This window comes from Nitrospirota bacterium, assembly GCA_035873375.1.
GTDB lineage: Bacteria > Nitrospirota > Thermodesulfovibrionia > Thermodesulfovibrionales > JdFR-85 > BMS3Bbin07.
The window spans coordinates 19,363-45,456 of record JAYWMQ010000037.1 but is presented as its reverse complement, the minus strand read 5'-3'; the positions used below and the strand labels follow the sequence as shown (position 1 = coordinate 45,456).

Below are 26,094 nucleotides of genomic sequence, written 5' to 3'. Positions count from 1 at the left end.
TAGTGTCCCTGCACCTGTCCCTGAACCAAGTACGATGTTACTTCTCGGGTTTGGTATAGCTGGATTAGTATTATATCGAAAAAAACAATATTTAAAAGAATGATTTTTTAATGGAGGGAGCAGGTTGGATTCTCCCACTGCCGGCTTCATAAAATAAGCCATATTCTGGTCGCTTAGTCGGCTATTGACATGCCTGCCCTTAATACGTATACTACACGTATACGGAAGGGAGGATTTTAATGCAAAAAAAGTTGACCATAACTATAGACGAGGAAGTTTATGAAGGTCTTCGTAAGACCATCGGCCCCCGCAAGATCAGCAAATTTATAGAGGATTTAGTTCGCCCGCACGTAGTCCGGCCAAATTTGGAATTAGCATACTCCCAAATGTCAAAAGACAAGAAGAGAGAAGCAGAAGCCCTGGATTGGGCAGAAACAACTTTTAAGGACATAGCGAATGAAAAGAGGTGAGGTCTGGTGGGTTAACTTTGATCCCTCAGTTGCCGGGGAGATCAGGAAAAAACGTCCTGCCGTAATAGTTAGCAATGATGCATCAAATAAGTTTCTCAATCGAGTTCAGGTTGTCCCTCTTACCACCAAAACGGATCGTTTGTATCCCAGTGAGGCACATGTTATATTTGATGGTAAAGAAAGTAAGGCCATGGCCGATCAATTGGCTACTGTAAGTAAGATGAGACTATTCAAACATGCCGGCAGCATTTCAGAAAAAGATATGCTGAAAATCAATGAGGCGATCAAAATACAATTAGATATTTACTGAAAGAGGGCTAACAATCAAATCCAGCGGTAGGCGTGAAACGAGACCGCTGATTTCGGTCACTCGTTACTCCTCAGTGCCATTTATAATATCTACTGCCCACTGAGGCCGTGGATTTACTTTCCATATACATCTGCCTTTCCTTACAATTACAACTTGTTGAAATGGATTGTCCCGGGAGGAATTATCTAAAAAACGGGTTTCGTCAGTCAAGGGCAATGCCAATGCAATATTTTTCATAGTGCGTGGTATGCGGCTATGTATCTTGTTAACCGGAACGCTGTGCCCACCACTGTTTATACGTTGATTAACCCTGGCTTCATTTAGCTCCGGGGTTACCAGGTGTATGTAGACGAGAATAATTTCGTAACCCATAGCTTTTGCTTTAGCGAGGAAGTCTACCTTTGACACATGAGAAAAAACTGTTTCAAAACAAAATGCTGTTCCTTGCTCAATAAGATCTTCTCGTATTTGCCTGGCTAACTCCGCAGATTCATAGCCAACATTTTCCGGGTTCTCCGGATCGATTGCCTTGGCTATCAAGTCAGCATTTAAAAGTTTGATACCTTTTGAGGCCAGGAAATTATCGTAAAATGTTGTTTTCCCGGCTCCGTTTCCACCAGCCAATACCCAGAGTTGCTTTAAGTCGGTCATTCACATATCTCGAACTTTCCATTGTGAAATCTTCCTGTTTGTCTTTTGCCGGTAGTAATATCTACCCTGTCAAGAAGACCAGGCTTTGTTTGGCTTGCTTCAAAATATATTGAAGAAGTTGTCACTTTTTTTGATAGTTCTCCGCTTTTGCGTTTTTTCTCGAGGGAATCAAAAACTTTATTTGGGTCCACAGCGTTTGACTCCAATGATTCAACGTTAAGCTTACAAAAGCCCTGGATTATTGCATAAACGTCTTTTAGGTCTATTGCAGACTCTATGGCTTTGCCCAGTTCTGCCCAGTATTCAATTTGTTTAGGGACTGACCTTTTCTTTATTGAACCTTCTTTTTTTGCAAGTGCAATTAATTTAGGGTCTAATCTAACGGGACCAACAGTAGAACTTTTCATGACTTGCCCTCCATCTATGTTTATTATGCTATAATTGTAGCAAATTGCTACATAATTGTCAATGTAGCACTCAATAAAGCTTTCGGATAATCGTTTTTTAAGAGGGATTCCCGACTCGCTTCACTTACGGGAATGACAAATGACTGTAGTTTATACACAGCAACTTCAGGGACGTCAACCTCAGGGACGTTGTTACCTACTATGCAAAACTATTGACAGAAAAGGGAATAAAGTTATAAAATTTAATCATGCCACGCCAGCCAAGATTAGACATACCCGGAGCCTTGCACCATATAATGGTGAGAGGGATAAATAAAACAGATATTTTCATGGATGACCAGGACAGGGTGAATTTCCTGCAAAGGTTAGGGGAAAATATAACGGAAACAAAGAGTTCAGTATACGCGTGGGTGTTAATGAGTAACCATGTGCATATATTATTCAAGAGTGGAAAAAAAGGGATATCAACGGTTATGAGGAAACTATTAACCTGGTATGCAATATATTTCAATCGGAGACATAACCGGAGCGGGCATTTATTTGAGAACCGTTACAAATCGATATTATGTGAAGAAGACAGATACTTGCTGGCATTGATAAGATACATACACCTTAACCCCATAAGGTCTGGTATTGTAAAAGATATTGAAGCATTAAATAGTTATCCCTGGAGCGGCCACAGTGCGGTTATGGGAAAGAGTAAATGCAAATGGATGGATACAGAATATGTCCTTGCCCAGTTTGGAACCAGGGAAAAAGCTGCGACAAAGGCATACAGCAGATTTATGGAAAAAGGATTAAATATAAAGTATGGTTCAGAATTTACAGGAGGCGGGTTAGTTCGTAGCCTTGGTGGATGGTCTCAGGTATTATCCATGAGGAGAAGGGATCAGGAGGAAGAATTTGACGAAAGGATTCTTGGAGAAGGTGATTTTGTACAAAATATACTGAGGGAAGCAGAAGAGAAAGATATCCGACAGTTAAAATTACGTCTTTCAGGCAAGACAATTACAGATATAATCAAGGAAGAATGTAAAAAGAGGCAGGTAAGTATCAAAGAATTGCAGGGGGGCAGCCGCCGGAATAAAGTGAGCCAAACCCGTGCATTAATAGCCTACAGGAGTATAGAGGAACTGGGCTTGTCCACGGCTGAAATAGCGAGACACTTAGGTGTGGCTACGTCTACAGCCACACGTGCAATTGCGCGGGGAGAGGAACTTTATAATGCATAGGTTTTGCATATCACACAACAACGTCCCTGAAGTTCGCACTAAAATTCATCCCACTCTCTGCTTGTCAATTACCCTTTCAGTCTGGTACACTTATATACTTTGTGTAAGTTCAGACTCTATATAATAACTTGTTGGGCTAAAATAAAGATAAGAAAAGGAAAATAATGAAAAAACGATACAGAATTCAGTTTCCCAAAAGAGGAACAGAAGAACTTGAACAGGATGAAGCATTTTTTTATTTAATTGAGCCTGCAGGAAAGAAGAAGGTCCGTTTTCATGATTATGACGTCATCTATAATAAGCCGGACTTGTATGAGCAATTATTCTATGAGCGATTGAAGTGTCAATCTCCTGCAAAGATATCGGAAATTCTGAAGCACAGCCTTAGTCAATCTGAATACAATCTTAGCGAATTGCGGGTTTTGGATCTTGGTGCAGGCAATGGAATGATGGGAGAAGCATTAAAGAAGCATGGTGTTTCAAGGTTAATTGGTGTGGATATCATTGATGAAGCCCAGCAGGCAGCGGAAAGGGATAGATTAGGGGTTTATGACGCGTATTATGTTGCGGATTTTTGTAATCTTAATCAGGATCTCCATGATGAAATAGCATCATGGATGCCGGACTGCTTAACGACGGTTGCAGCTCTTGGTTTTGGTGATATTCCGCCCAAGGCTTTTATTACAGCTTTCAACCTTATCCAGAGTAAAGGATGGATTGCTTTTAATATCAAGGAGACTTTTTTAGATCACACGGACACATCGGGATTTTCACGAATGATTCGTGAACTGGTATTTTCAAAGTATCTGGATATTTACCATTTGGAACGCTACCGTCACAGAATGTCGATGGATGGTAAGCCTTTGTACTATTTTGGTCTGTCAGGAAGAAAACATTCTGATATTCCTGATGGTTTCCTGGAGAAATATGACCTGACAAGCTGCTGAAGCCAGCTTTAAGATCGGACCTCAGTAAACCAACCTCTTTGCTGCCTCATAAGCCTCTTTCAGGGCCGTGGGGTGTTCCCTGATGGCTCCTTTGGCGTCGATGCCGGGATAAAAGAGGGTTTCGTGCTCAGGGACACTGATACTCCTGAAAAAGGCGGTTGTTGTGGCGTCACCGCACCTGAACCCGGCCTCTTTTTTCATGCCTCCAACCATCAGAAGTAATCCTTTTCTGCCATTTGGTTTTTCAGGGATTGGTCTTTTAAGCAGGTATTTTTCGCACCAGAAGGACTGGCATCTGTCAATAAGGGCCTTGATCTGTGCAGTAAGGCCAAAGAAGAATATAGGCGAGGCAAGAATAAAACGGTCTCCTTCACGGATTGCGCTGTAGACCTCATCCATATCGTCACTTATTACACACTCCCCGGTTTCTTCACAGGCACCACAGCTAAGGCAGGGTGAGAGCTCCATTTGTGAGGGCCTGAAGAGGGTCACCGAGTGACCCTCTTCTTCAATTGCCCGAATGCTCTCTCTCAGCAGGAGTTCTGTGTTTCCTTCTGTCCTCGGACTTCCAAGAAATGTAATGACTCTCAATTTAATCCGCTCTATTCTTCCGGCATCAATTCCATGGGCTGGCCGCAGCAGACCAGTTCTCCGCCCCCGACCTTTGTAACCACAACCTCATTGCCGCAGACATTGCACCTGTACTTTTCTCCCGTATTTCTGACAGCCATACTTAATCCCTCCTTTTGCTTTCAACAACCGTTAATTATTTCAATGCCTCGTAGACCTTACCCACTAACTTCGCTGATGGTGTAAGTGTCTTGTCCCCTTCGTCCTTCCATTTCGATGGACAACCTTCTTTTGTATGTTTGGCAAGGTGAAGGTTCGCCTTGAACTTCCGCATCAACTCGTCGATATTCCTTCCCAGGTTATAGAAGTTTACCTCGGAATTAAGGAGCTTTCCCTCAGGACTGATTATAAAAGTCCCCCTCAATGCAAGTCCGGTCTCTTCGTCATATATACCGAAGAGACGTGAAAGGTTTCCTGTTGGGTCCGAGCCCATCGGATACCTGACATTCTCCAGCATCTTTTCTTCCCTTTGCCATGCAAGATGCACAAACTTTGTGTCGGTGCTGACAGTAATTACCTCAGCCCCCATCTTGCTGAATCTTTCGTACTGCTCTGCCAGAGCAGCAAACTCCGTAGCTCAGACAAAGGTAAAGTCCGCCGGATAAAAGAAGAGGATTGTCCACTTCCTGTCAGCCTTTTGTGTTTCGAGGCTTATCTCTCCAAAATCCCCTTTTGACGGCTCATAGGTTTCAATGGTGAAGTCCGGCACATCATGTCCAACCCTTAAACAACAGCAAACCTCTTCCATGTTCTGTCCCCCCTGTGTTTTTTTATTCGGTAATGGTTATCTCCTTTGTTGCCTCCCACTCTCCATGAAGATTGCACCTTTCAATAACCCTTAACGTGGATGTTCTGTGTTTACCACTCTTGTGGAGTGTCACGGTTACCTCCGGCCTTGTGAATACTGGGGTCAGTTCGACCCTTGCGTTAAAATTCTCACCGGAATACAGATCGATCCACTGAATGTGATGTCCTTCATCCATCACGTGGGGCATCTCGCCAACCTTGATGCTAACCCGGAAGGGTTCACCTGACTTTACCGTATCAGGACAATCGATCACCGGGGTATGCTTCTTTTCCAGGTCTGTCATGTTAGCAGGATCCTGGGGCCTGTTTATTCCGCAAAAAAAGCTTTTTTCTGACATATCGCTGTACCTCCTTGTATAAATACTCTTTTTAGACCGGCTCAAAGGCCTCCTTGGGTGCATTGCATACAGGGCATGCCCAGTCATCGGGCAGCTCTGAAAATGGTACTTCCTCTTTTGCATCGTCGTAAATATAACCGCATACACTGCATTTGTACATATGGATTTACCTCCTCTATTCGTAGTTTTTGTGGTATTCCTTTACCCTTCGGGCAAATTCACGGCCAAACTCGTAGCATTTTTCTTCATCCTCTTTTGAAGGTCTGTAAAGTACCTCTTCCCCCGGCCCCATGGTTTCAAGTTTCATGTTCTGAAATTCGTTGTAAATCCACTTTACCGCACCACCGCCCCAGCCATAACTTCCGAAGGCACCTGTAATCCTGTTTTTTGGTCTCAATCCCCTGAGATGATAGATAAACTCTGCAACAGACGGGAATGCCTCATTGTTCAAGGTGGGGGAACCTACAAGACAGCCTCTCGACATCCAGAATTCCTTTATGGCAACACTCATCGGTGTGGCCCTCAACTTGATAACCTTGCAATCAACTCCCTCGTCCATAATACCCTGCGTTATGGGCAGCGTCATCTGCTCTGTGCTGTGCCACATGGTGTCGTAAATTATTGCCACCTTGAGGTCTGCCTTGCCATCAGCCATTTCGAGATACATCCTCAGAACCTTTTGGGGGTCCTTTCTCCAGATAATCCCGTGGTCAGGGGCTATCATGTCAATCTCCAGCCCAAGCTTCTGAATCTGTGCAATCTTTGACTTTATAAGGGTGCCAAAGGGCATCAGGATGTTTGCATAGTAATCGATTACCGAGGTCTCAAGCTCTGTGTGAGAGGCGCAATCCACAAAATCATCATCAAACCTTGCAGTTGATGCGAGGTGCTGACCAAAGGCATCCTGCGAGATAAGGAGCTTTGCCTCTTTTACATAGGTCATCATGGAGTCCGGCCAGTGCAGCATCGGCGTTTCAATGAACTGGAGTGTGTACTTTCCGGTCCTGAGCTCATCGCCGGTCTTCACAATTTTTATATTCCATTTTGAGGTGTCAAAGAACCTGTCCATCCCCTTTTTGCCGCGCTCTGTTATATAGATGGTGGCTTCAGGGGCCAGCTCCATCACCCTGCCAAGCGCAGTTAAATGGTCGTTCTCTATATGGTTGATTACAATGTTCCTGATTTTTGACGGTTCCGTCAGTTCCCTGATATTTCCTATTCCGATATCGGCAAAGTCATGTTTTACAGTGTCGACCAGGGTAACTTCAGAGTCAAGAATCAGATAGTTATTGTAGGTTGTCCCGTTTGGTGTTACATAACCATGAAAGTCCCTTACTGCCCAGTCAATAGCTCCGACCCAGTAGATGTCCGGTTTAATCTCAACAGCCTTCATTTTATAAACTCCTCCGTTTCAGATTTTTGATAAGCCCATTGTAGCATAGAAGTCTTTAACCTTCAATTAAATATTTCTATCTGCTGGATATCGTTTTTTTATTGTTATTTTTCCGTGCAGACTCTGTTTCAGATTAATCCAGTTTTGGTCTTGGCGTGTCTGCTGTGGGAGCAGGCAGTATAGGGTATTCAACTTTTGGCTGAACCCCGGTCGTTGTCTTTAAAAAAGAGACGATTCTGTCTGCCTCTGCCTCTGTGAGTTGTATGCCTAACTGGGCAGAACCCATGATGGTTATTGCATCCTTCAGGTTCCAGACCTTTCCTGAGTGAAAATAGGGCGGCGTTATCTCTATATTCCTTAAAGAGGGAGCCTTGAAGACATATTCATCTGATTTTACCTGTGTTACCTTGAACCGGCCCTTGTCGCCCTGGAGAATCTCTGCCCCGGGTCTTTCAACCACGCCAAAGGGGTAATAACCCTGTCCACCCATGTTGACACCACCGTGACAGATGGAACAGCCTTTATCCATAAAGAGTCCCAGCCCCTCTGTCTCTGTCTTGCTGAGAGCGTTTTTATCACCTTTAAGATATTTGTCAAAACGTGAGTCAGGTGTAAGTAGTGTAGCCTCAAATACCTCGATTGCCTTTGCCATGTTATCAAATGTTACAGGCTCCTTCCCGGCAGGAAAAGCCTCTTTAAATATCCGGATATATTCAGGCATGCTTTTGAGGGTTTTTATAACCCTTTCCGGAGTGCTGTTCATCTCAACAGATGCCTGCACAGGGCCTTTGGCCTGCTCCATGAGGTCTTTTGCCCGGCCATCCCAGAACTGGGCTATGTTAAAGACGGAGTTCAGCACTGTGGGTGCGTTCCGTGGCCCCTTCTGCCAGCCATGACCTGTGGATGTCTCCTGATAGTCCATGCCCCCCATGCCGACGTTATGGCAGGTGTTACAACTAATGAGTGCACTGGATGATAGCCTGGGGTCAAAATAGAGCATCTTGCCAAGCTCTACCTTAATTCCGGTTGCCGGATTTCCCTTAATGGCCGGGGCTGATTCGGGAATCGGCTTAAATGTCTTGCTTGCCCTTTCCCGGACATCTGCGGCATATGCCTGTGAAACTACAAAGAACATCAGAAAAAAGATGAATGCTCCCAAACTTTTACGCTTCATTTCTTAATCCCCCTTCTCCTCTTTTTTTTGATTTTTAGAGAGGGCGTGGAGACCCCGCCCCTACTATCCTTCCTTTTTCATTGTGCCTGTGTCTCCGCACTTCGGGCACTTTTTTGGTTTGCACCTGCCTTCTTTTGTGGCCCCGCAGCTTTCACACTTAAAGACTGCCATATTAACACCTCCTTTTTTTATGCATTCAGGACATATACCGTAAAACTCTATATGATTTCCTGTTACCTTGAATCCCTGTTTCTGATCCGGGGGGATATTTATCTTAAAATCTTTATGCACATCAACGATCTTTTTACACTTCAGACAGATAAGATGGTGATGTGGCTCAGTATTTGGGTCATAATGCTTTCTTTCAGGGTCAATTGTGAGTTCAAGAACCCCTCCACGCCTCTTCAGTGCCTCAAGGGTATTGTAAACAGTTGCAAGGGACATAGTAGGAAACCTCTTTTTTACCTCCCGGTAGATGTCCTCTGCAGCGGGATGGCTCGTGTTACCTTCGAGATATTCAAGTATGGCCAGCCTCTGTGGAGTTAGTTTAAACCCTATCTCTCTGTGCCTGTCTATCTGCAATCCTCCTCTTTAGAATCATTCTTACTAAAGAGATGATATCAGATAAGAATTATTGTTGTCAAGTGGAAAGTGAAGATGCAGGAGTTGTGGTAGACATGACCCAAAAATAATAAGGATAGAAAGGGACGAGGGCATGGAATTTTCACTCATTCTCGTCCCGACATCCGGTCGGGACCCCGAGGTAATCATCACGCCTCACCATCCAGGTGAGACATAAGTGATGATTAAACCCGTTCAAACTCCATACCCTCGTCCCTTTCTATAACTTGACCGTATTCTGTCGGCAATTTGGGAAAGTCAGGACGATAAATTGCAAACATAGCGGGAAATCCTGTATAATTCCTATCGATAGAAGACGGGTTAAGCTAATCCCGCAGTTTCCGGCAGAAACGGGGGGACTGTTGAGGGATTCAAATATTTCGGAGGTTGTTATCAGGATAAGGACTAATAAAGAGGTTAAAGAGGTTTCAAGGGATAAGGTAACGGGTGTGTTAAAGGAACTTGGAGCCATTGCCATAAGATATGATTCCTCTGTTCTGGATGTCAGCGAGGCTGAATCCTTGTCAGACGATGTTACGATTGAGCCTGTGACCCCTGGTTCCGGGGATGGTATTGCTATACTCAGACACAGCACATCACATGTGATGGCCCATGCTGTGAAGGAGCTTTTTCCGGAGGCAAAGGTAGCTATTGGCCCTTCTACGGAGGAGGGGTTTTATTATGATTTTGATATAGAGAGACCATTTACTCCTGAAGACCTGCAGAGGATTGAGGAGAAGATGAAGGAGATCATTGACAGGGACAACCCTTTTGTCAGAAAGGTGCTTCCGAGGGATGAGGCTATTGAACTTTTTAAGAAGATGGGTGAGCCGTACAAGGTTGAAATCCTTCGGGAGATAGAGGACAACGAGGTCTCCATTTATGAAGAGGGCGGGTTTACAGACCTCTGCAAGGGGCCGCATCTCCCGTCAACAAGATATATCAGGGCCTTTAAACTCCTGAGCATTGCAGGCGCTTACTGGAGGGGTGACGAGAAGAACAAGATGCTTCAGCGGATTTACGGGACTGCCTTTGAAGACAGGAAGAAGCTGAAGGAATACCTGAACTTTCTTGAAGAGGTTAAAAAGCGTGACCACCGCAGGCTTGGCAGGGAGCTGGACCTCTTCAGTATAAATGAAGAGATAGGCCCCGGTCTTATCCTCTGGCATCCGAATGGTGCAATTATAAGGAAGACTATTGAGGATTTCTGGCGGGAAGAGCACCTGAAGGATGATTATAAACTCCTTTATACCCCGCACATGGCAAAGCTGAATCTTTGGGAGAAGAGCGGACACTGGGATTTCTACCGTGAAAACATGTATTCTCCGATGGAGGTGGAAGGGGCTGATTATGAGATAAAACCCATGAATTGTCCTTTCCATATCGCTATATACAAGAGTGCCCTCAGGAGTTACAGGGAGCTTCCTCTCAGGTATGCAGAGCTTGGCACGGTCTACAGGTATGAACGCTCCGGGGTCCTTCACGGACTTTTCAGGGTAAGGGGTTTTACCCAGGATGATGCGCATATCTTCTGTATGGAAGATCAGATGGAAGAGGAGATTAAGCGGGTGCTCGATTTCACCCTCTTTATACTGAAGACCTTTGGTTTTGAGACCTACGATATCTACCTGTCGACAAGGCCTGAAAAGTTTGTCGGTACTCCGGATAACTGGGAACGTTCCACCAATGCACTGAAGCTTGCCCTTGAACATAAGGGGCTTGATTATGAGATAGACCCCGGCGAAGGTGTTTTTTACGGGCCGAAAATCGATATAAAGGTCAAGGATTCCCTTGGCAGGCCCTGGCAGTGCAGTACCATACAGGTTGATTTTAATATACCAGAGAGGTTTGATATCTCCTACAGGGGGGTTGATGGCAGAGGGCATCAGCCGATAATGATTCACAGGGCTTTGATGGGCTCACTTGAAAGGTTTTTCGGTATTCTCATCGAGCATTATGCCGGTGCCTTTCCTCTCTGGCTTTCTCCTGTGCAGATTGGTATAATAACCGTAGCAGAAAGGCATATCAGCTATGCCGAAGACGTTCTGAAGGGTCTGAAAAATGCAGGTCTGCGGTGTGAGGCCCTTTTTGAGAATGAGAAAGTCGGGTATAAGGTGCGTCAAGCCACTGTCAGAAAGGTGCCTTATTTGGTTATAATAGGTGACCGAGAGGCCGAGTCCGACAAACTGACAGTCAGAAAACGCGGAGGCGAAAACGTCGGCCCCTATGTGCTCGGGGATCTGATTACGTGGATAAGAGAGGAGATAGAGTCAAGGAGTCTGACATCAAGATTGTAGATTCAATGAATCAGGTTATATAATGTTTTAAAGCATATAATCTGAAAACTATAACCCAAAACACAAGACTTGCAACACGCAGCCTTAAAACCAGGAGGTGTAGTTATAGCACAGGAATACAGAGTAAACAAGAGGATCCGGGCAAGAGAGGTAAGGCTGATAGATGCTGACGGCGCACAGCTTGGCATTGTTCCCCTGCGGGAAGCCCTGAAGATTGCAGAGGAGAGGGGTCTGGATCTCGTGGAAGTAGCGTCAAATGCAAAACCCCCTGTCTGCAGGATAATGGACTACGGGAAGTTTAAGTATCAGCAGAGTAAAAAACATACCCATCGCAAGACCATAGAAGTCAAAGAGGTAAAGGTAAGGCCGCAGATAGATAAACATGACCTCGAGTTAAAGATAAAACATATCGTCCGGTTTCTTGAAGCCGGAAACAAGGCCAAGGTGACAATGTTTTTCAGGGGAAGGGAGATAGTCAGACCTGAGCTTGGCATGAAGGTTTTTCACAAGATTATAGCGCAGCTTGATGATAAGTATAATATAGAGACCAAGCCGAGGCTTGAGGGTAAAAGTATTACAATGATAGTGGCACCGAAGTAGACTTTTTTCATTAAAGTTATATTACGTGAACATGCAGCTCAAAATTTGAGACAGGAGGAAGTATATGCCAAAGATAAAGACTCACAGAGGGGCAGCCAAGAGGTTTAAGGTTACAGGTACGGGGAAGGTCAAAAGATGGAAGGCCAATAAAAGCCATCTCCTGACCGGTAAACCCGGAAAAAGGATGAGGAATTTGAGGACGGGCACACTTGTGGACAAGACACAGGAGAAGACGATAAAGTCATTATTGCCCTATAGCTGAATTCGCTACCGGATGTGCGTTATTTGAATGAATAAGCATTTAGTATAAAAATCAACTAATCGGAGGTTTAGAGATATGCCAAGGGCAAAAGGTGGCTACAAGACAAGGAGAAGGAGAAAAAAGGTCCTTGAAAGGGCCAAGGGCTATTACGGGGCAAGAAGCAGGTGTTATAAAGTAGCAAAGCAGGCTGTGGAGCATGCCCTCAGTTATGCTTACAGGGACAGAAGGGTTAAGAAGCGTGAATTCAGGAGTCTCTGGATTATCAGGATAAATGCTGCTGCCAGGGGCACGGGCCTGACATATGGTCAGTTTATTTCCGGCCTTAAAAAGGCTGGAATAGGGCTTGACCGTAAGGTTCTGGCTGATATTGCCTATCATGATCCCAGTGCGTTTGGTGCACTTGCTGACAAGGCAAGGCAGGGATTGGCAGCGTAAACAATAAAGATGGAGGACATTAATAAGCTCAGGGAAGAGTTTGTCAGGGAGTGTGAAGGGATTACTTCCCTGAAGCAACTTAATGATTTAAGGATAAAATATCTTGGTAAAAAAGGGCTTTTAACCCAGAGGTTAAAGGCCCTTTCTGCGTTGCCGCCTGCTGAAAGGCCTGCTGCGGGTAAGGAGATAAATATCCTGAAGAGATATGTGGAGGCGGAGATAAAGAGGCTGGAAAGAGATTTATCTTCCATTGAGTCAAGAAAGAAGGTTGCAACCGAGTCTATTGATATAACCATTCCCGGTAAATATATCCCTGTAGGAAGCAGGCATCCCATAAACAGGGTTCTTGATGAGATTATTGATATCTTTCTTTTCATGGGGTTTACTGTGGAAGAGGGGCCTGAGGTGGAGCTGGATTATTATAATTTTGAGGCCCTCAATATTCCCAGGGACCACCCTGCCAGGGATATGCAGGATACATTTTATGTAGAGACAGATGGCGAAAGGCAGATTAAAGATGAAGTGGATAAAAGGGGAGCGGAAAGCGACGTGGTCCTGAGAACTCACACCTCGCCGGTTCAGATAAGAGTTATGGAAAACCAGAACCCCCCATTGAGGTTTATCGCCCCCGGCAAGGTATACAGATGTGATGCAGATGTATCTCATACCCCTATGTTTCATCAGGTTGAAGGGCTTATGGTTGGAGATAATATTACCTTTTCCCATGTTAAGAGTGTCCTTAAACTCTTTGTTCACAGCCTTTTCAGCGTTGATACCCCTGTGAGGTTCAGGCCGAGTTATTTTCCATTTACCGAACCCTCTGCAGAGATTGATATCGGATGTATTCTGTGCAAGGGCGCAGGATGCAGGGTCTGTAAAGGGACCGGCTGGCTTGAGGTGCTTGGAGCCGGAATGGTTCATCCGAAAGTCTTTGAAGGCGTGGGCTATAATACGGAAAAGTATACAGGTTTTGCATTCGGTATGGGTGTTGAGAGATTAACCATGCTGAAGTACGGGATTGATGACATCAGGCTTTTCTATGAAAATGATCTCAGGTTTTTAAGACAGTTCTGATCTCGTCTCACAAATAACCTTCAGCAACCTGCTAATAAAGAAAAACCCTTGCGATATACAATAGATAAAATAATCCTCCCGTAAGTAACAGCCAGCCAGGCAGTTCCTTTTTGATTGAGACATACCCCATGATTATTCCAGCCATTATGATGGCAAAGATGATATTCAGCATCTCCGTACTTCCAAGAGACCAGTCGGTAAAGAGCAATCCGATTGATACAGGTATTGTTGACTGAAAGACCATGGCGCCTGTTATGTTGGCAATGCCAATGGTGTCCTTGTTCTTCAGGGTCCAGGTGATGGAATTGAATTTTTCAGGCAGCTCTGTTGCCACCGGTGTTATTAACAGGGACAATACGAGCGGAGAGATACCTGATTTAACGGAAGCTACAGTCAGATAATCCACAAAGAGGTAGGCCCCTATGATTATAAAGAAGAGGCCCACAGCTATCTGTATCAAAATCCACCTCAACGTCCTCGGACAGCCGAGAAAGATACCGAGGTGGAAGTTGTCGGTGTATTGTTCTCCTTCCTCGGCCTCGTGTTTCAGGGAGTAGTAGAAAAAGACTGCGTAGATGAGCAGCAGGACTGCGGCCGTTGCGTGATTGAGGGTCTCGTTTTTTACGAGTGACACAATGAGGACTATCAACATAACGGAGATGAAATACTTCAGTTCAAACTTGAGGGCCTTAACGTTAACCTTCATGCTTGGCCTGGGGCGCCTTTTGCTCATCCAGAGAATTATCACCGTTACACCAAGCAGAAACATTGCCAGGGTGCTCAGCATGAAAGGTGCGCCGAGTATGGCCCCTACTGCAATTCCCTCTCCATGTCCGCCTTTCGCAAAAATCAGTGCAAGAACAGGCACTATGGTTTCAGGCAGGGCGGTTCCCACTGCGGCAAGGAGGCTTCCCACAGTGGCATGGGACATATCGAACCTGTCGCCAAAACACTCCACGCCGTTGGCAAAGAGCTCACATCCGCCGAGTATGATGATTATTCCCCCAACAAGCCCGGTTATTATTAACGTATACGAAGGGTCTGCACTGGCACCGGCCTTGCCGGTCAGAAACCACGCTGTTGCGGTAATGAGTGTGAGTACAGAGGTCAGAGTGATGTATCTCATTGCCTTGACGCCTTCTGATTATCCATATTCATATCCATTCCTGGCCCTGGCTTGATGCTATATAAATCCATGGGTTTTCAATACTTGCTGACAAGACCGGTCTATATATTAACATAAAGCCTTTTTTCTCCTCAGTCGCGGTTTTTGATCCGGAAATGCAGATAGAAAATGAGTCAACTAACCCTTTCCTTCACTTTATCGTTATTTCATTTTATCGGAACTGTTTTTCGATCTTTCCGAAAGGAGACCGGACACATAGGAACACTTAAAGAAACAAAGCCTTTGAAAATAGAGTGTTAATGATTTTCCGTGACTGGTACGGAACTTGATATGTCCTCCTTCGGGAGGGGGTGTAAAGGCTTGCATCTGCTGTTCATTGGGGCTGAAGCGTTTGGACTCAATTTGTGCATGCAGGGAGAGAACTTGACACCTCGGAAATAGATAAAAACACAAAAAAAGGAGGAAGGGAATGAAGAGGAGTTTTTTATATGTCATTGTTGTATTGTTGATCTTTATGTTTGCCGGGTGTGGGGGGTCGGGTAATGACACAACCGTCACTGACCGGTCTGTGGTAGTAAAAACCTCGGGGGTTGCTCCTGGAGATGAGTGTTCAAATGGGGGGATTGCGATTGATACGGGAATAGACGAAAACGGCAACGGGATACTCGATTCTTCAGAGGTGGATAATACGCAGATTGTCTGTAATGGTACAGACGGCTCAGATGGTCTGCTCTCCCTGATATCCATAAGTGATGAGCCTTCCGGTGACAACTGCACCGATGGAGGCGTAAAGATTGAGGCCGGGCTTGACGAGAACAACAATGCTATTCTCGATTCCGAAGAGGTTGATGAAACAAGGTATGTCTGTGACGGTACAGACGGTACAAACGGCTCTGATGGAGGGTCTGGTTCGGATGGGTTGAGTACTCTTATATCCGTAAGCCAGGAGCCGGAGGGAGACAATTGTACTAATGGCGGCATAAAGATAGAGGCAGGACTTGACGATAACAGTGACGGGATACTCAGTACCGAAGAAGTGGACGACACTGCGTTTGTATGCAACGGAGTGGACGGTACGGACAGCCTGAGTTCCCTCATTTCCGTAAGTGACGAACCGCCGGGCGCGAACTGTACCAATGGCGGGATCAAGATCGATACCGGGCTTGACGACAACCTTGACGGTGTACTCGACACGGCAGAAGTGGACAGTACAACCTATCTCTGTACAGGCACAGGCACAGGTGATGGCACAAACGGTCTGAATTCCCTTGTTTCCGTAAGCAGCGAACCTTCAGGGGCGAACTGTACCAATGGAGGAATCAGGATTGATACAGGGCTTGACGATAACCGGGATGGCGTACTCGCCCCGGATGAGGTGGACGACACTGCGTATGTATGCAACGGAGTGGACGGTGCAGACGGCCTGAAATCCCTCGTCTCCGTGAGCAGTGAATCTCCAGGGGCGAACTGTGAAAATGGCGGGATCAAGATTGACACGGGGCTTGACGATGATCTTGACGGTATACTCGACCCTGATGAGGTGGACGATACCGCCTATGTCTGTAACGGTACTGGTGACGGCAGTGCGGTTTTCACCTATACAGTGGGTGGCACGGTCAGCGGCCTTTCAGGTGCTCTGACCCTGCAGCTTAACGGTGGCGAAGAACTTGATATAACAGCGGACGGTTCCTTTGCCTTTGCAACAAGGCTCAGCAGTGGTGTAAGTTACAGTGTTACTGTTGCAATACAGCCCTCCAGCCAGACCTGCACAGTAATAAACGGAAGCGGCACGATTCCGGGTGCGGACGTGACAGGTATACTCGTCTTCTGCTCTGCTGATACCTATGCAGTGGGCGGCACGGTCAGCGGCCTTACAGGAACGCTGACTCTGCAGAATAACGGCGGTGACGACCTTGTTGTCACAGGGGATGGAGCCTTTACCTTTGCAACTGCCATTGCCGACGGGGCTTCCTACAACGTTACTGTGCTGACTCATCCCGACGGTCAGACATGCAGTGTAACAAAGGGTACGGGTTCTATCTCAGGTGCAGATGTTACGGATGTGACAGTGGCCTGTCTGCCTGACAGCACGGTGCCTGCTGTTGTTTCCACCTATCCTGTTAGCAGTGCCGTTGACGTTGCTCTTGATGTTACAATCATTGCCACGTTCTCGGAAAAGATGGATCCTTCCACCATCACGGCTTCCACGTTCAAGCTCTATGATGATACTGCCTCTGCCTCGGTTACCGGGACTGTAACGTATGATGTGACTTCAAAGGCCGCCCTTTTTGACCCGGTTGACGACCTCGTCATAGGACATGCCTATACTGCAAAAACGACCACAGGTGTGACTGATTTGGCGCACAATGCACTTGCGGCTGTTTATTCCTGGAGCTTTGCAGTGGTCGATCCGCCGGTTAACACAACATCGGTGAAGAAAATCAGTGGTTGCGAATTCATCAATATCGGAGCAGTGGCTACCACGTCGGACAGTGTAACGCTTAGCATTTCAGCTACGGATGACGTGGGTGTTGCCGCCTACTACATTACTGACAATGGTACGGGTATCATACCGGCTGCTCCAGACCCTGATGCGAGTGGCTGGAGTGCTGTTACACCAACCACTGACTATAATGCTGATATCGCCTACACTTTCGCGAACACCTACTCGGATGGAGACAGGGTTTTCGTATATGCATGGTTCAAGGATGAATCGGGTAATGTGTCGGGTGTGGCGAGCGATGCCATCAGGAAGATAGCTGCTGAAAAATATGTCTTCTTCGATGATTTCGAGGATGGCATAGGCTTATGGTGGGCATCAAACGGTATCTGGGAAGTAGGAGTTCCGACTTCCGGACCAGGTGAAGCCCATTCGAATAGTACCCTTGCCGGTACGGTACTGGATGGAAATTATCCTGATAATGTAAACAGTGCACTTGTAAGTCCCTCAATAGAGCTTCCTGCCATCGCAACCGGCGAGGAGATTCATTTGCGTTTCTGGCAGTGGTTCTCTATCGGAGGCTATGATAATGCGAGCATTCAAGTATCCGAGGAGACGGCTCCCGGCGTCTGGAGCGGCTGGACTACACTTACAACTTACAGCGGGAATTCGGGAGGTGTCTGGTCTTATCCGTTTGTAGACCTGTCGGCCTATGCCGGGGAAAAAGTTCGCATCGGTTTTGCTCTTAAACAGGGCAATAGTGGCCCTTACTTTTACAAAACCTATGTGGGGCCGGGATGGTTCTTTGATGACGTATCAATAACCGTTGGCCAAACTATTGTTTTAGATTCAGGCGATACGTATCTCTATGACTTTACCGGATGTCTTGATGGCTGGTGGGCATCCAACGGCATGTGGCAGGCTGGGTCACCGACTGCCGGACCAAGTGAAGCCTATTCGGGTAGTAACCTTACCGGTACGGTACTTGATGGAAATTATCCGGATAATGTAAACGGTGCACTTGTAAGCCCCTCCATAGAGCTTCCCGCCATCGCAACCGGTGAGGAGATTCATTTGCGTTTCTGGCAGTGGTTCTCTATCGGAGCCTATGATAACGCGAGCATTCAGGTATCCAAGGAGACGGCCCCCGGCGTCTGGAGCGGCTGGACTATACTTACAACTTACAGCGGGAATTCGGGAGATGTCTGGTCTTATCCGCTTGTAGACCTGTCGGCCTATGCCGGGGAAAAAGTTCGCATCGGCTTTGCTCTTAAACAGGGCAATAGTGGCCCTTACTTTTACAAAACCTATGTGGGGCCGGGATGGTTCTTTGATGATGTATCAATAACTTTCTATACGCCGTAAAGCATTGAAGAAATAAGACCAAGTGACACAGATAGCCGGCCATTGTGGCCGGCTATCTCCTACCCGCAGGGAAAAGTTCGTGTTTGTCTGTGTGGCTGGTTCTACTTCATTAGTCAGTGCCCTCGTTCAATGTTGGCGTTGCTGGCCAATACGACTTGTAAATTACGGAGGATCGCGAGGTGGAGAATCTGGCTGCCAGGAGAGTACAAAAACAAAAAGAGGAGGACGTTATGAGGACTACATTCAAAGTCTTGACAAGGGTGTTTTTGGTAATACTTCTTGCTGTATTCATGACTTCGTGCGGGAGCAGCAGTGATGATGGAGAGACCAGTTGCGATGTGGTGGCGAACGCGAACGGGCCTGCTTTCCTGAAGGTGATCAATAACCTTGACTCGGGATTGTCATGGGTTATGCAGGAGTATGCCTTTGGCGCGGACATGAAACCCGGTGAGTGCACCATATTCGGTGTAGCTACAGGATCTCACACCGTAGAATTGACACAGTGTTCCATCTCTGATAATTCAGGGTGCAGCTCGAATTTCGGTACAACTAAAACAAGAAACTTTTCTGTTTCAGATGGTGAAACCTATACCATAGATGTAACGGAGGGGTTTTTCTGAACATAGCTTACCTTGTCAGGAATTCTTGCAGGAAATACAGCTCAAAGAATAAAAAAACAGAAACATAAGGTATCCACCTTGTAGTAATATGTAGGGGAAAGGGAATATTGCCGAAAATTGCGTGAATGAGACCATAAAACGTTTTCATGGAAATGAGAGCGGATTTCCATTCAGGGAGATACTTCAGTGTGCTTCAGGAAAGAGGTATGAGGTTCATGCGGATACTTACAGTTTTATCTGTTTTTTTGTTGCTGTTGACTCCTTCCCTTGCCCTGAGTGCTGAAATAACCCTCTGGCTTATGGCTGGTGAATGCCTGCCCGAGAGGGCCTATTCAGCGGAAGATTTCACAGATTTTGCCGCAAGATATCCGTATGCAGGCATAGATATAGGACAGGATGAGAAGAGGTCTATGCTTGTTTTGATGGAGAACAGGGGGATTCTGCGGAGTATCGAGAAGTTCAGGCAGGGATTCCTGAGGGAGAAGGGGCTTGATTTCAGGGGCGGAGACCTGATAATAAGGGTCATGTTTATCGGCTGGCACAAAAACCCCCTCCACAGGATACTGGATGATGCCGTGAAGGAGGGGGCTGATGTTGTCCAGATAGGTTCTACCTGGACTGCAGCTCTTGCGCAGAAGGGGGTGCTGAAAGAGATTAGCGACGTTGTAAAGCCGGTTGAGAGAGAATACATAAACTCTGCACTTCAGAGTTCCAGGATATCGGGCGAAGGGGGCTACTATGCAATCCCCTGGGTCCTTGACATCAGGACCTGGTTTTACAACAGGGATCTTTTCGAGGAGGCAGGGATAAAGGCTGAATCCCTCAGGACCCTGGATGACCTGGAAAGGGCCTGTGAGAAATTTAAGGCAAATGTGAAAGAGAAGGGTGTCTGGTTTGTAGGAATACCGACTTCCGGGGATGATTACAGCACCCTGCATAGTGCCATGACCTGGATCTGGGGGTGGGGTGGAAACATTGTCAATGGCAACGGTGTCCCGGGGATAGGGGATGAGCAGGCGATAGAGGGGATGAGCAGGTATGCCGGCCTTGCGGTAAAGGGGTGTGCCCCACTGAAAGGCGAAGATGGTAAGGCACTCCGTCTTGTTGATATCGAGACTGATTTCCTGAAGGGTAAATACGCAATGATATTCATAGGTCCCTGGATCCTGGACGCAGTGGCAGGGGCTGAAAGACCTGATCGGTTTGTAAACGCGGGTTCCATGTCAGGACCTGCCGTATCTTCTGGAAATATCTTTACCGGTGGCAGTCAACTTGCCTTGATAAACTCCCCACGCAGTCCCATGGAAGAAGAGGCGTCAAAGGAACTCATGAAATTCCTTTCGTTCAGGGGTAATCCCGGCGCAGGGCTCTCTCCGAGGATAGGGAATTTTGAAGCCCTGCTCAAGGACCCGAAACTTTGCACCTATCCCCTCACCCTGATCAGGCAGGAGTTCCGCTCCTATCCGAGCATTCCGGAGTGGGGAGAGGTTGAGGGGATAATGGTCAGGCGTATTGCAAATGTTTTTCAGAGGGTTGGAGAAGGTGAAGGCCGCAGAGATGTAATAACATCTGAGTTCGGAGCGGCACGGCAAGAGATTGTACGGAGTCTGGGAAGAGAGAAGCTGCCTCAGTGGGGTGTTATTGCAATAGTCGTGTTTATCGGTGGCACCCTGTTTTTTCTTGCGTGGCTATTCCTGAAGAGGAGATCTTCCCGCATGGAAGTGGTTGATGCTGTAAGAAAGTTCCACAGGATAAAGGATGTGCTGCACAGGGCAAAGGTCTGCAAGGGGGGTATTAAGGATGATGAAGAGGTTGCAAGGTTCAGGGGGCTCCTCTCAGGTCATCTCGAAACCGCACTGGAGGAATCCAGGAGATTGAAGACCGCCGGGCCTGATGAGATGACGAGGATATTGGATTCAGGCAAGGCCGTAATAACGGGATATCAGGAGAGGGTCGGAAGTGAATCCCCCACGCGTGAGGAATACGAGGCGGTCCTCATCGATTACTTTGAAAATAAAATTCGTCCCTTTATTGACGAAATGTCGAAGGAGTTGAAGGATAAGTATTACGTTGACTGCGAAAGGCTGGAGGCTATAATCATGGAGTTGAGGAAAAGCCATGATTTTGAGTACGACTTCCCGGCGGGCATGAAAAAGAGCGACACCATGGTGGTAAGTCCTGAGGATTTGAGGAGTTGTCTTGGAAATCTCCTTCAGAACGCCCAGGACGTGGTCAGTGAGATAGATGATCCTCAGATCAGGGTGAGTCTTTCCGTTTCAGAGGAATTTATATGTATCGCGGTTACAGACAATGGAAGAGGTTTCCGGTCAGGTTTCCGGGGGAGGGGGCACGGGCTTGGCGATGTGGAGAGGAGTCTGGGCAGGTGGGGCGGTGAGCTCGGAACTACTGAAGGAGATGATGTCAAGGGGACGGTTATGACGTTGAAGATCAGGAAATTTTAGTGAGGGGAGGGATGATGAGACCCAGGTTGTTGATTGTGGATGACGAGATTGGCGTTGTGGAGAGTCTCAGGAAAAGTTTGAAGGGTGCGGTTGGTGAGGGGATACTGGAGGTTCACCACTGTCTCACGTTCAGGGATGCAGAAAAGTTTATTAAAGACAGTCTGCCGGACCTGACGGTTATAGACCTGAACCTGCCCCAGACAGAGGGAGGCATGGTTATTGACGGGCTCGGAAGGGAGTTGATAGACGTCATAAGAGGGGTCTCGACGAGGACAAAGATCATCATGATTACCGGAGAGACGAACCGGTGCGTTCAGGACAAGTATCTGAACGAGGATTTCCTTAAGGGTGTGAACGACTTTGTCCTTAAAGAGAGCAGGACTCCGTGGATAGGAACACTGACAGAGAAGATCCTTTACCTTGCAAATCTCTTTGTCAAGGCTGAGAAATTCCTTGTAAGGGAGATTTCAGATCGTATCGTTCTCTTTAATATTGACGAGGGGATGACAAGGTATTTCAGGAACAAGTTTAATTATGACTTTGTGATGCCCCTTAGCCTTGAGGAAGCGATCGTGGCTTGTGAGAGGAGTCCTGTCTGTGCCGGAGTTGTGGGTGTTGACAACAGGGCGGGATATACCTTTATAAGGAGATTCCTCAAACACAGAAAAGACATACCGCTTGTAGCGGTTACGACAATGGCGGATGTAGACGGTTTTGAGGCGCTGAAGGAAGCCATGAAAGAGGGGGCGGTGTCAGGGGCAAGGCTGCTTGACAATGACGATTATATTGAGGAGGCGCTCAATCGTGCCGTGGACCTGAGAAAGGGGAAGCTCGGGAAGTTTTCAGAGCTTATCGGGAACCATCCTGCCCTGGTGAGGGCCATTGGGGTGGCGGAGATCGCAGCAGAGGGTGATTCCCCGGTGATGGTCATCGGTGAAAGTGGTACGGGAAAGGAGCTGATCGCCAGGGGGATTCACGGTCATTCGGGCAGAAAGGGAGAGTTTGTGGCTATCAACTGTGCCGCCATTCCGGAAAACCTGCTTGAGAGTGAACTCTTTGGACATGAAAGAGGTGCCTTCACTTCTGCGGTTGTTTCGAAGAAGGGGCTATTTGAAGTGGCTGACAACGGGACCCTCTTTCTTGACGAGATAGCCGAACTGCCGCTACAGTTGCAGACCAAGCTTCTCAGGGTGCTTGAGACGAGGAGTATAAGGAGAATCGGCGGCAGTGAAGAGATTGGCGTGGATGTGAAGGTTATTACAGCTACTAACAGAGACCTGTCAGCCCTTGTCAGAGAAGGCTGTTTCAGGAATGACCTCTACCAGAGACTGAATGTCTTCTCCGTCCAGTTGCCGTCTCTAAGGGACAGAAAGTCGGACATTCCAAGACTTATCTATTACTTTATCTCTGACTTCTCTGCCAAGTACGGAAAAGGGGTTATAGGTATCAAAGAGGAGGCCCTGGGGGTTGCTCAGGAGCAGTCCTGGTCCGAAGGCAACGTCAGGGGGCTCAGAAATTTTATAGAGAAGGTCATAGCCTCCATTCCCGTGAACAAGGAGGTTATAGGAGTGGATGATCTTCTGGAGGAGATACCTTCCATAAGTTCCTGTGAAGAGGAGAAGGATTCTTACGTGATGGGTTTCCACAAGGGTTTTACCATCAAAGACGTTGAACACTGGGCCAAGGCTGTTGCCTGTATAGAGCACCTTAAGGAAGTACTCCTGGAGTTCGACTCCATCAAGGTGGGAGAGCGTGAAAGGCAAGAGGTCAAGAAGAGGCTTGACATAAAAAATGACGGTACCTTTTACATTAATATCGATAACGGGATAACGATTGCCTTCAGGATTATCAGGGAGAAAAAGGGGCATGCTTCAGAGAGTGAAGTGTTGAAATTGCTCTCAGTCGATACCCACAAGGCCTTAAGGTTGTTCATTCTCGACAGGATCAACCGCAGATTCAACGGGGATGTTGACCTTGGAGCATATGCGTCGAGGGATTCGGGAGGGTTAAGCGAGGCCTGAGGTAATAATTCCGGACGGGAGATGGTGAGAATGACCTGCAACAGGGAGGATGGATTGTGAAGGTTGTCTTGAAGAAATGGAGCGGTATATTGTTCCTGTTCTCCGCAATCTTCTTGTTCGCCGGAGCAGTGGCTGATGCTGAAAAGGCGGGGCTGAACCTTGCCTTTCAGCATCTTTACGATGTGATGGATAGATACCACAGTGCCTTTTACGTATACACAGACCTTTCCGCTGCAGGCAACCACTTTGTCACCCTCGGCAGGATTTCAAGTACAGGGGATGCTGACAAGGTTGAAATCGCCCCCGGGTTTAGAGGCGATTGTCTCTCAGGGGCCACCTGTATCAGGAACAGGTTTTATTCAGGTGGGAATAACTGGGGCGGGTGGTACTTTATGAATGGCGTTCTTGAGGGAGAAGAGACCGTGCCGCTGCAGAACTGGGGTGACTACCCTGACGCAGGGTTTGATTTATCAGGGGCCACGAAACTCACCTTTCATGCAAGAGGTGAGCAGGGCGGGGAAAGAGTGGAGTTCTTTGCCCTTGGAGTCGGCAGGGATTCGCTAACAGGGCTTCCCATCACTACATATCCTGATTCCTCCCCAAAAGTCTCTTCCGGATATATAACCCTTTCAGACGGATGGCAGGAGTATTCGATAGACCTTGGAGGTGCAGACCTGAGTTACGTTATCGGGGGTTTTGCGTGGGTGACAAATTCGGATAAGAATGACGGCCGGGATATAACCTTCTACCTCGATGATATCAGTTACAACAGGAGCAGGCTTGATGAGCCACGTTTCCTTGTCAGCTATGAAACGATTCCTTCATCGTCGGATTTCGATACCTTAACGAAGAACGTAGCCTTTGGCTATGACAATGCCCTTGCCCTGATTGCCTTTCTCTCAAGGGGGGAACCGGAAGATCTCAAAAGGGCCGGTCTTCTGGCGGATGCCTTTGTCTATGCTGTCAATAACGATCGCTATTTTACCGACGGCCGCCTCAGAAACGGATATCAGGGAGGTGATCTGGCCCTCTTCCCGGGCTGGAATCCTAGGGGCAAAACCGCAACGGTCCGGATGCCGGGATGGTGGAATGCGGAAGATTACACTTGGTATGAGGACGAATTTATGGTGAGCACTCATACGGGGAATGTAGTCTGGCCGATGATCGCCCTGCTTGATTATTACAGGAAGACGGGGGGTAGTCAATACCTTGAGGCGGTATTGACCCTGGGTGAGTGGACAGAGAATGAGGCAAGGGATGACAGGTGTGCCGGTGGATATACAGGCGGCTTTGCCGGCTGGGAGAAGTCAGCCTCCAACCCCGGGGGACAGGAGAAACTCCTCTACAAGGCTACGGAACATAACATCGATATATATGTCGCTTTTATGCTCCTCTATGAGGAGACCGGAGACGGCAGGTGGAAGGAGAGGGCACTTCGTGCCAGGGGGTTTGTTGAATCCATGTGGAATGATGAAGGTGAACACTTCTGGACAGGGACCCTGGATGATGGCTGCACCATAAATAAAAATCCGAACAAACTCGGCAGTCCCAACATCCCCGTTGATATACAGGCATGGGCTGTAATGGCAATGGACGGTTACTATCCTGCCCTCAACTGGGCAGAAGGCAATGCCTATATTGAACATCACGGTTTTAAAGGGTTTGACTTCAATAATGACAGGGACGGTGTCTGGTTTGAAGGAACGGCCCAGATGGCGGTTGCCTATCAGATAACCGGTGAGACCGGCAAATCAGGCATTTATGTTTCTGAACTCCGCAAGGCCATGACATCCGCCACCAATAACAACGGCAAAGGTATTGTTTCAGCCTGTCATGACGGGGTCACCACAGGGTTTGAGTGGAAATATCTCAGCAGGGTGCATGTCGGGGCTACTGCCTGGTACATCTTTGCTGAAGAGGGATACAATCCCTACTGGGGCCGCCGGACAGGAGTGACGCCCATTGAAAGTGACGGCAGAGACGGCAAAAGGAAGGGCGGCTGCTTAATAACCGCTGCCGCCTCCGGCAGTCCCCTCTATTCCGAGCTCAAGGTGCTCAGAGACTTCAGGGACGATTATCTCCTCACAAATCCTCCCGGAAGGGTATTGACCAGGTTTTATTACAGGGTGTCTCCCGCCATTGCCGGACAGATTGGTAATCACAAAACTCTCAGGACGGTCATCAGGCTGGGCCTTGCCCTCGTGCTTTACGTTATAAACAATGCCCTGTACCTTTTAGTGGGTAGTGGTATTTTTATTATATTTGTTTTTAGGCGTAAAAGAGTGAAGAGCAGAATGACAAGAGGTTTTGAAGCTATCTCCTCCGACAGGTAGGTCTCTGCCGGGGTTATAGAAGGACTGACTCTTTCCTGATGCTCTCTTCCGTCAATTCCGGCAATCCCCTGCACCCGCC

General features: G+C 47.2%; 26 protein-coding genes. 15 read left to right on the top strand and 11 right to left on the bottom strand.

All coding sequences use genetic code 11. The features are described from left to right. The 3 genes from VST71_08065 to VST71_08055 all read left to right on the top strand — a co-directional run. A partial coding sequence (locus VST71_08065) for a PEP-CTERM sorting domain-containing protein (protein ID MEC4685671.1) occupies positions 1-103 on the top strand: 103 nt, incomplete at its 5' end. 136 nt (positions 104-239) lie between these two features. Beyond that, positions 240-470, top strand: coding sequence for an addiction module antitoxin (locus VST71_08060; protein MEC4685670.1), 231 nt, complete (start codon positions 240-242; stop codon positions 468-470). Beyond that, positions 457-780, top strand: a complete 324-nt coding sequence (locus VST71_08055; protein MEC4685669.1) for a type II toxin-antitoxin system PemK/MazF family toxin — start codon at positions 457-459, stop codon at positions 778-780. Before VST71_08060 ends, VST71_08055 begins: the two co-directional genes overlap by 14 nt. Positions 781-843: 63 nt before the next feature. On the opposite strand, the gene VST71_08050 is transcribed toward VST71_08055, so the two are convergent. After that, complete coding sequence (locus tag VST71_08050; protein MEC4685668.1) at positions 844-1,431, bottom strand: zeta toxin family protein; 588 nt, start codon at positions 1,429-1,431, stop codon at positions 844-846. After that, positions 1,428-1,838 carry a hypothetical protein gene (locus VST71_08045; GenBank protein MEC4685667.1) on the bottom strand — a complete coding sequence of 137 codons (411 nt, stop codon included), beginning with the start codon at positions 1,836-1,838 and terminating at the stop codon, positions 1,428-1,430. Before VST71_08045 ends, VST71_08050 begins: the two co-directional genes overlap by 4 nt. A gap of 248 nt (positions 1,839-2,086) precedes the next feature. Here VST71_08045 and VST71_08040 point away from each other — a divergent pair, with 248 nt between their 5' ends. Both VST71_08040 and VST71_08035 read left to right on the top strand, forming a co-directional pair. Continuing rightward, positions 2,087-3,070, top strand: a complete 984-nt coding sequence (locus tag VST71_08040; GenBank protein ID MEC4685666.1) for a transposase — start codon at positions 2,087-2,089, stop codon at positions 3,068-3,070. 164 nt (positions 3,071-3,234) lie between these two features. After that, positions 3,235-4,017 (top strand): methyltransferase, encoded by a 783-nt coding sequence (locus tag VST71_08035; protein ID MEC4685665.1) that lies wholly within the window; start codon positions 3,235-3,237, stop codon positions 4,015-4,017. Between the two features lie 21 nt (positions 4,018-4,038). Here the strand turns inward: VST71_08035 and VST71_08030 are convergent, their stop codons facing one another. The 8 genes from VST71_08030 to VST71_07995 form a co-directional block, all read right to left on the bottom strand. Further along, on the bottom strand, positions 4,039-4,608 hold the full coding sequence (locus VST71_08030; protein MEC4685664.1) for a flavodoxin family protein: 570 nt from the start codon (positions 4,606-4,608) through the stop codon (positions 4,039-4,041). An 11-nt stretch (positions 4,609-4,619) separates the two neighbouring features. Next, positions 4,620-4,748 carry a desulfoferrodoxin FeS4 iron-binding domain-containing protein gene (locus VST71_08025; GenBank protein ID MEC4685663.1) on the bottom strand — a complete coding sequence of 43 codons (129 nt, stop codon included), beginning with the start codon at positions 4,746-4,748 and terminating at the stop codon, positions 4,620-4,622. 35 nt (positions 4,749-4,783) lie between these two features. Next, complete coding sequence (locus tag VST71_08020) at positions 4,784-5,395, bottom strand: peroxiredoxin (GenBank protein ID MEC4685662.1); 612 nt, start codon at positions 5,393-5,395, stop codon at positions 4,784-4,786. A gap of 22 nt (positions 5,396-5,417) precedes the next feature. Further along, positions 5,418-5,792, bottom strand: coding sequence for a class II SORL domain-containing protein (locus tag VST71_08015; protein MEC4685661.1), 375 nt, complete (start codon positions 5,790-5,792; stop codon positions 5,418-5,420). 31 nt (positions 5,793-5,823) lie between these two features. Then, on the bottom strand, positions 5,824-5,952 hold the full coding sequence (locus VST71_08010) for a rubredoxin (GenBank protein MEC4685660.1): 129 nt from the start codon (positions 5,950-5,952) through the stop codon (positions 5,824-5,826). 15 nt (positions 5,953-5,967) lie between these two features. After that, entirely contained in the window at positions 5,968-7,185 is a 1,218-nt protein-coding gene (locus tag VST71_08005) for an FprA family A-type flavoprotein (GenBank protein MEC4685659.1), read from the bottom strand. Between the two features lie 133 nt (positions 7,186-7,318). Continuing rightward, positions 7,319-8,320 (bottom strand): cytochrome-c peroxidase, encoded by a 1,002-nt coding sequence (locus VST71_08000; GenBank protein ID MEC4685658.1) that lies wholly within the window; start codon positions 8,318-8,320, stop codon positions 7,319-7,321. 102 nt (positions 8,321-8,422) lie between these two features. After that, entirely contained in the window at positions 8,423-8,941 is a 519-nt protein-coding gene (locus VST71_07995; GenBank protein ID MEC4685657.1) for a transcriptional repressor, read from the bottom strand. A 587-nt stretch (positions 8,942-9,528) separates the two neighbouring features. On the opposite strand from VST71_07995, the gene thrS reads away from it, so the two are divergent. The 5 genes from thrS (at position 9,529) to pheS (ending at position 13,648) form a co-directional block, all read left to right on the top strand. Then, a complete protein-coding gene (gene thrS / locus VST71_07990) occupies positions 9,529-11,277 on the top strand; it encodes a threonine--tRNA ligase (GenBank protein ID MEC4685656.1) in 1,749 nt (582 codons plus the stop codon). Between the two features lie 105 nt (positions 11,278-11,382). Beyond that, positions 11,383-11,877 (top strand): translation initiation factor IF-3, encoded by a 495-nt coding sequence (gene infC / locus VST71_07985; GenBank protein MEC4685655.1) that lies wholly within the window; start codon positions 11,383-11,385, stop codon positions 11,875-11,877. Positions 11,878-11,941: 64 nt separating this feature from the next. Then, a complete protein-coding gene (gene rpmI / locus VST71_07980) occupies positions 11,942-12,139 on the top strand; it encodes a 50S ribosomal protein L35 (GenBank protein MEC4685654.1) in 198 nt (65 codons plus the stop codon). 75 nt (positions 12,140-12,214) lie between these two features. Then, positions 12,215-12,574, top strand: a complete 360-nt coding sequence (gene rplT, locus VST71_07975; protein MEC4685653.1) for a 50S ribosomal protein L20 — start codon at positions 12,215-12,217, stop codon at positions 12,572-12,574. Positions 12,575-12,583: 9 nt separating this feature from the next. After that, positions 12,584-13,648: a phenylalanine--tRNA ligase subunit alpha gene (gene pheS / locus VST71_07970; GenBank protein ID MEC4685652.1), complete on the top strand. Its 1,065-nt coding sequence runs from the start codon at positions 12,584-12,586 to the stop codon at positions 13,646-13,648. 31 nt (positions 13,649-13,679) lie between these two features. Here the strand turns inward: pheS and VST71_07965 are convergent, their stop codons facing one another. Next, positions 13,680-14,774, bottom strand: a complete 1,095-nt coding sequence (locus tag VST71_07965; protein ID MEC4685651.1) for a sodium:calcium antiporter — start codon at positions 14,772-14,774, stop codon at positions 13,680-13,682. A gap of 469 nt (positions 14,775-15,243) precedes the next feature. Between VST71_07965 and VST71_07960 the strand changes: the two genes are divergently transcribed. The 5 genes from VST71_07960 to VST71_07940 all read left to right on the top strand — a co-directional run bounded on the left by VST71_07960 (position 15,244) and on the right by VST71_07940 (position 26,015). Beyond that, entirely contained in the window at positions 15,244-18,579 is a 3,336-nt protein-coding gene (locus tag VST71_07960; protein ID MEC4685650.1) for an Ig-like domain-containing protein, read from the top strand. Between the two features lie 230 nt (positions 18,580-18,809). Continuing rightward, positions 18,810-19,199 carry a hypothetical protein gene (locus VST71_07955; protein MEC4685649.1) on the top strand — a complete coding sequence of 130 codons (390 nt, stop codon included), beginning with the start codon at positions 18,810-18,812 and terminating at the stop codon, positions 19,197-19,199. A 146-nt stretch (positions 19,200-19,345) separates the two neighbouring features. Continuing rightward, a complete protein-coding gene (locus tag VST71_07950) occupies positions 19,346-21,661 on the top strand; it encodes an extracellular solute-binding protein (GenBank protein ID MEC4685648.1) in 2,316 nt (771 codons plus the stop codon). 11 nt (positions 21,662-21,672) lie between these two features. Continuing rightward, positions 21,673-23,682, top strand: a complete 2,010-nt coding sequence (locus VST71_07945) for a sigma 54-interacting transcriptional regulator (protein MEC4685647.1) — start codon at positions 21,673-21,675, stop codon at positions 23,680-23,682. Between the two features lie 56 nt (positions 23,683-23,738). Beyond that, positions 23,739-26,015, top strand: a complete 2,277-nt coding sequence (locus VST71_07940; GenBank protein MEC4685646.1) for a CFI-box-CTERM domain-containing protein — start codon at positions 23,739-23,741, stop codon at positions 26,013-26,015. The last annotated feature ends 79 nt before the right edge of the window (positions 26,016-26,094 follow it).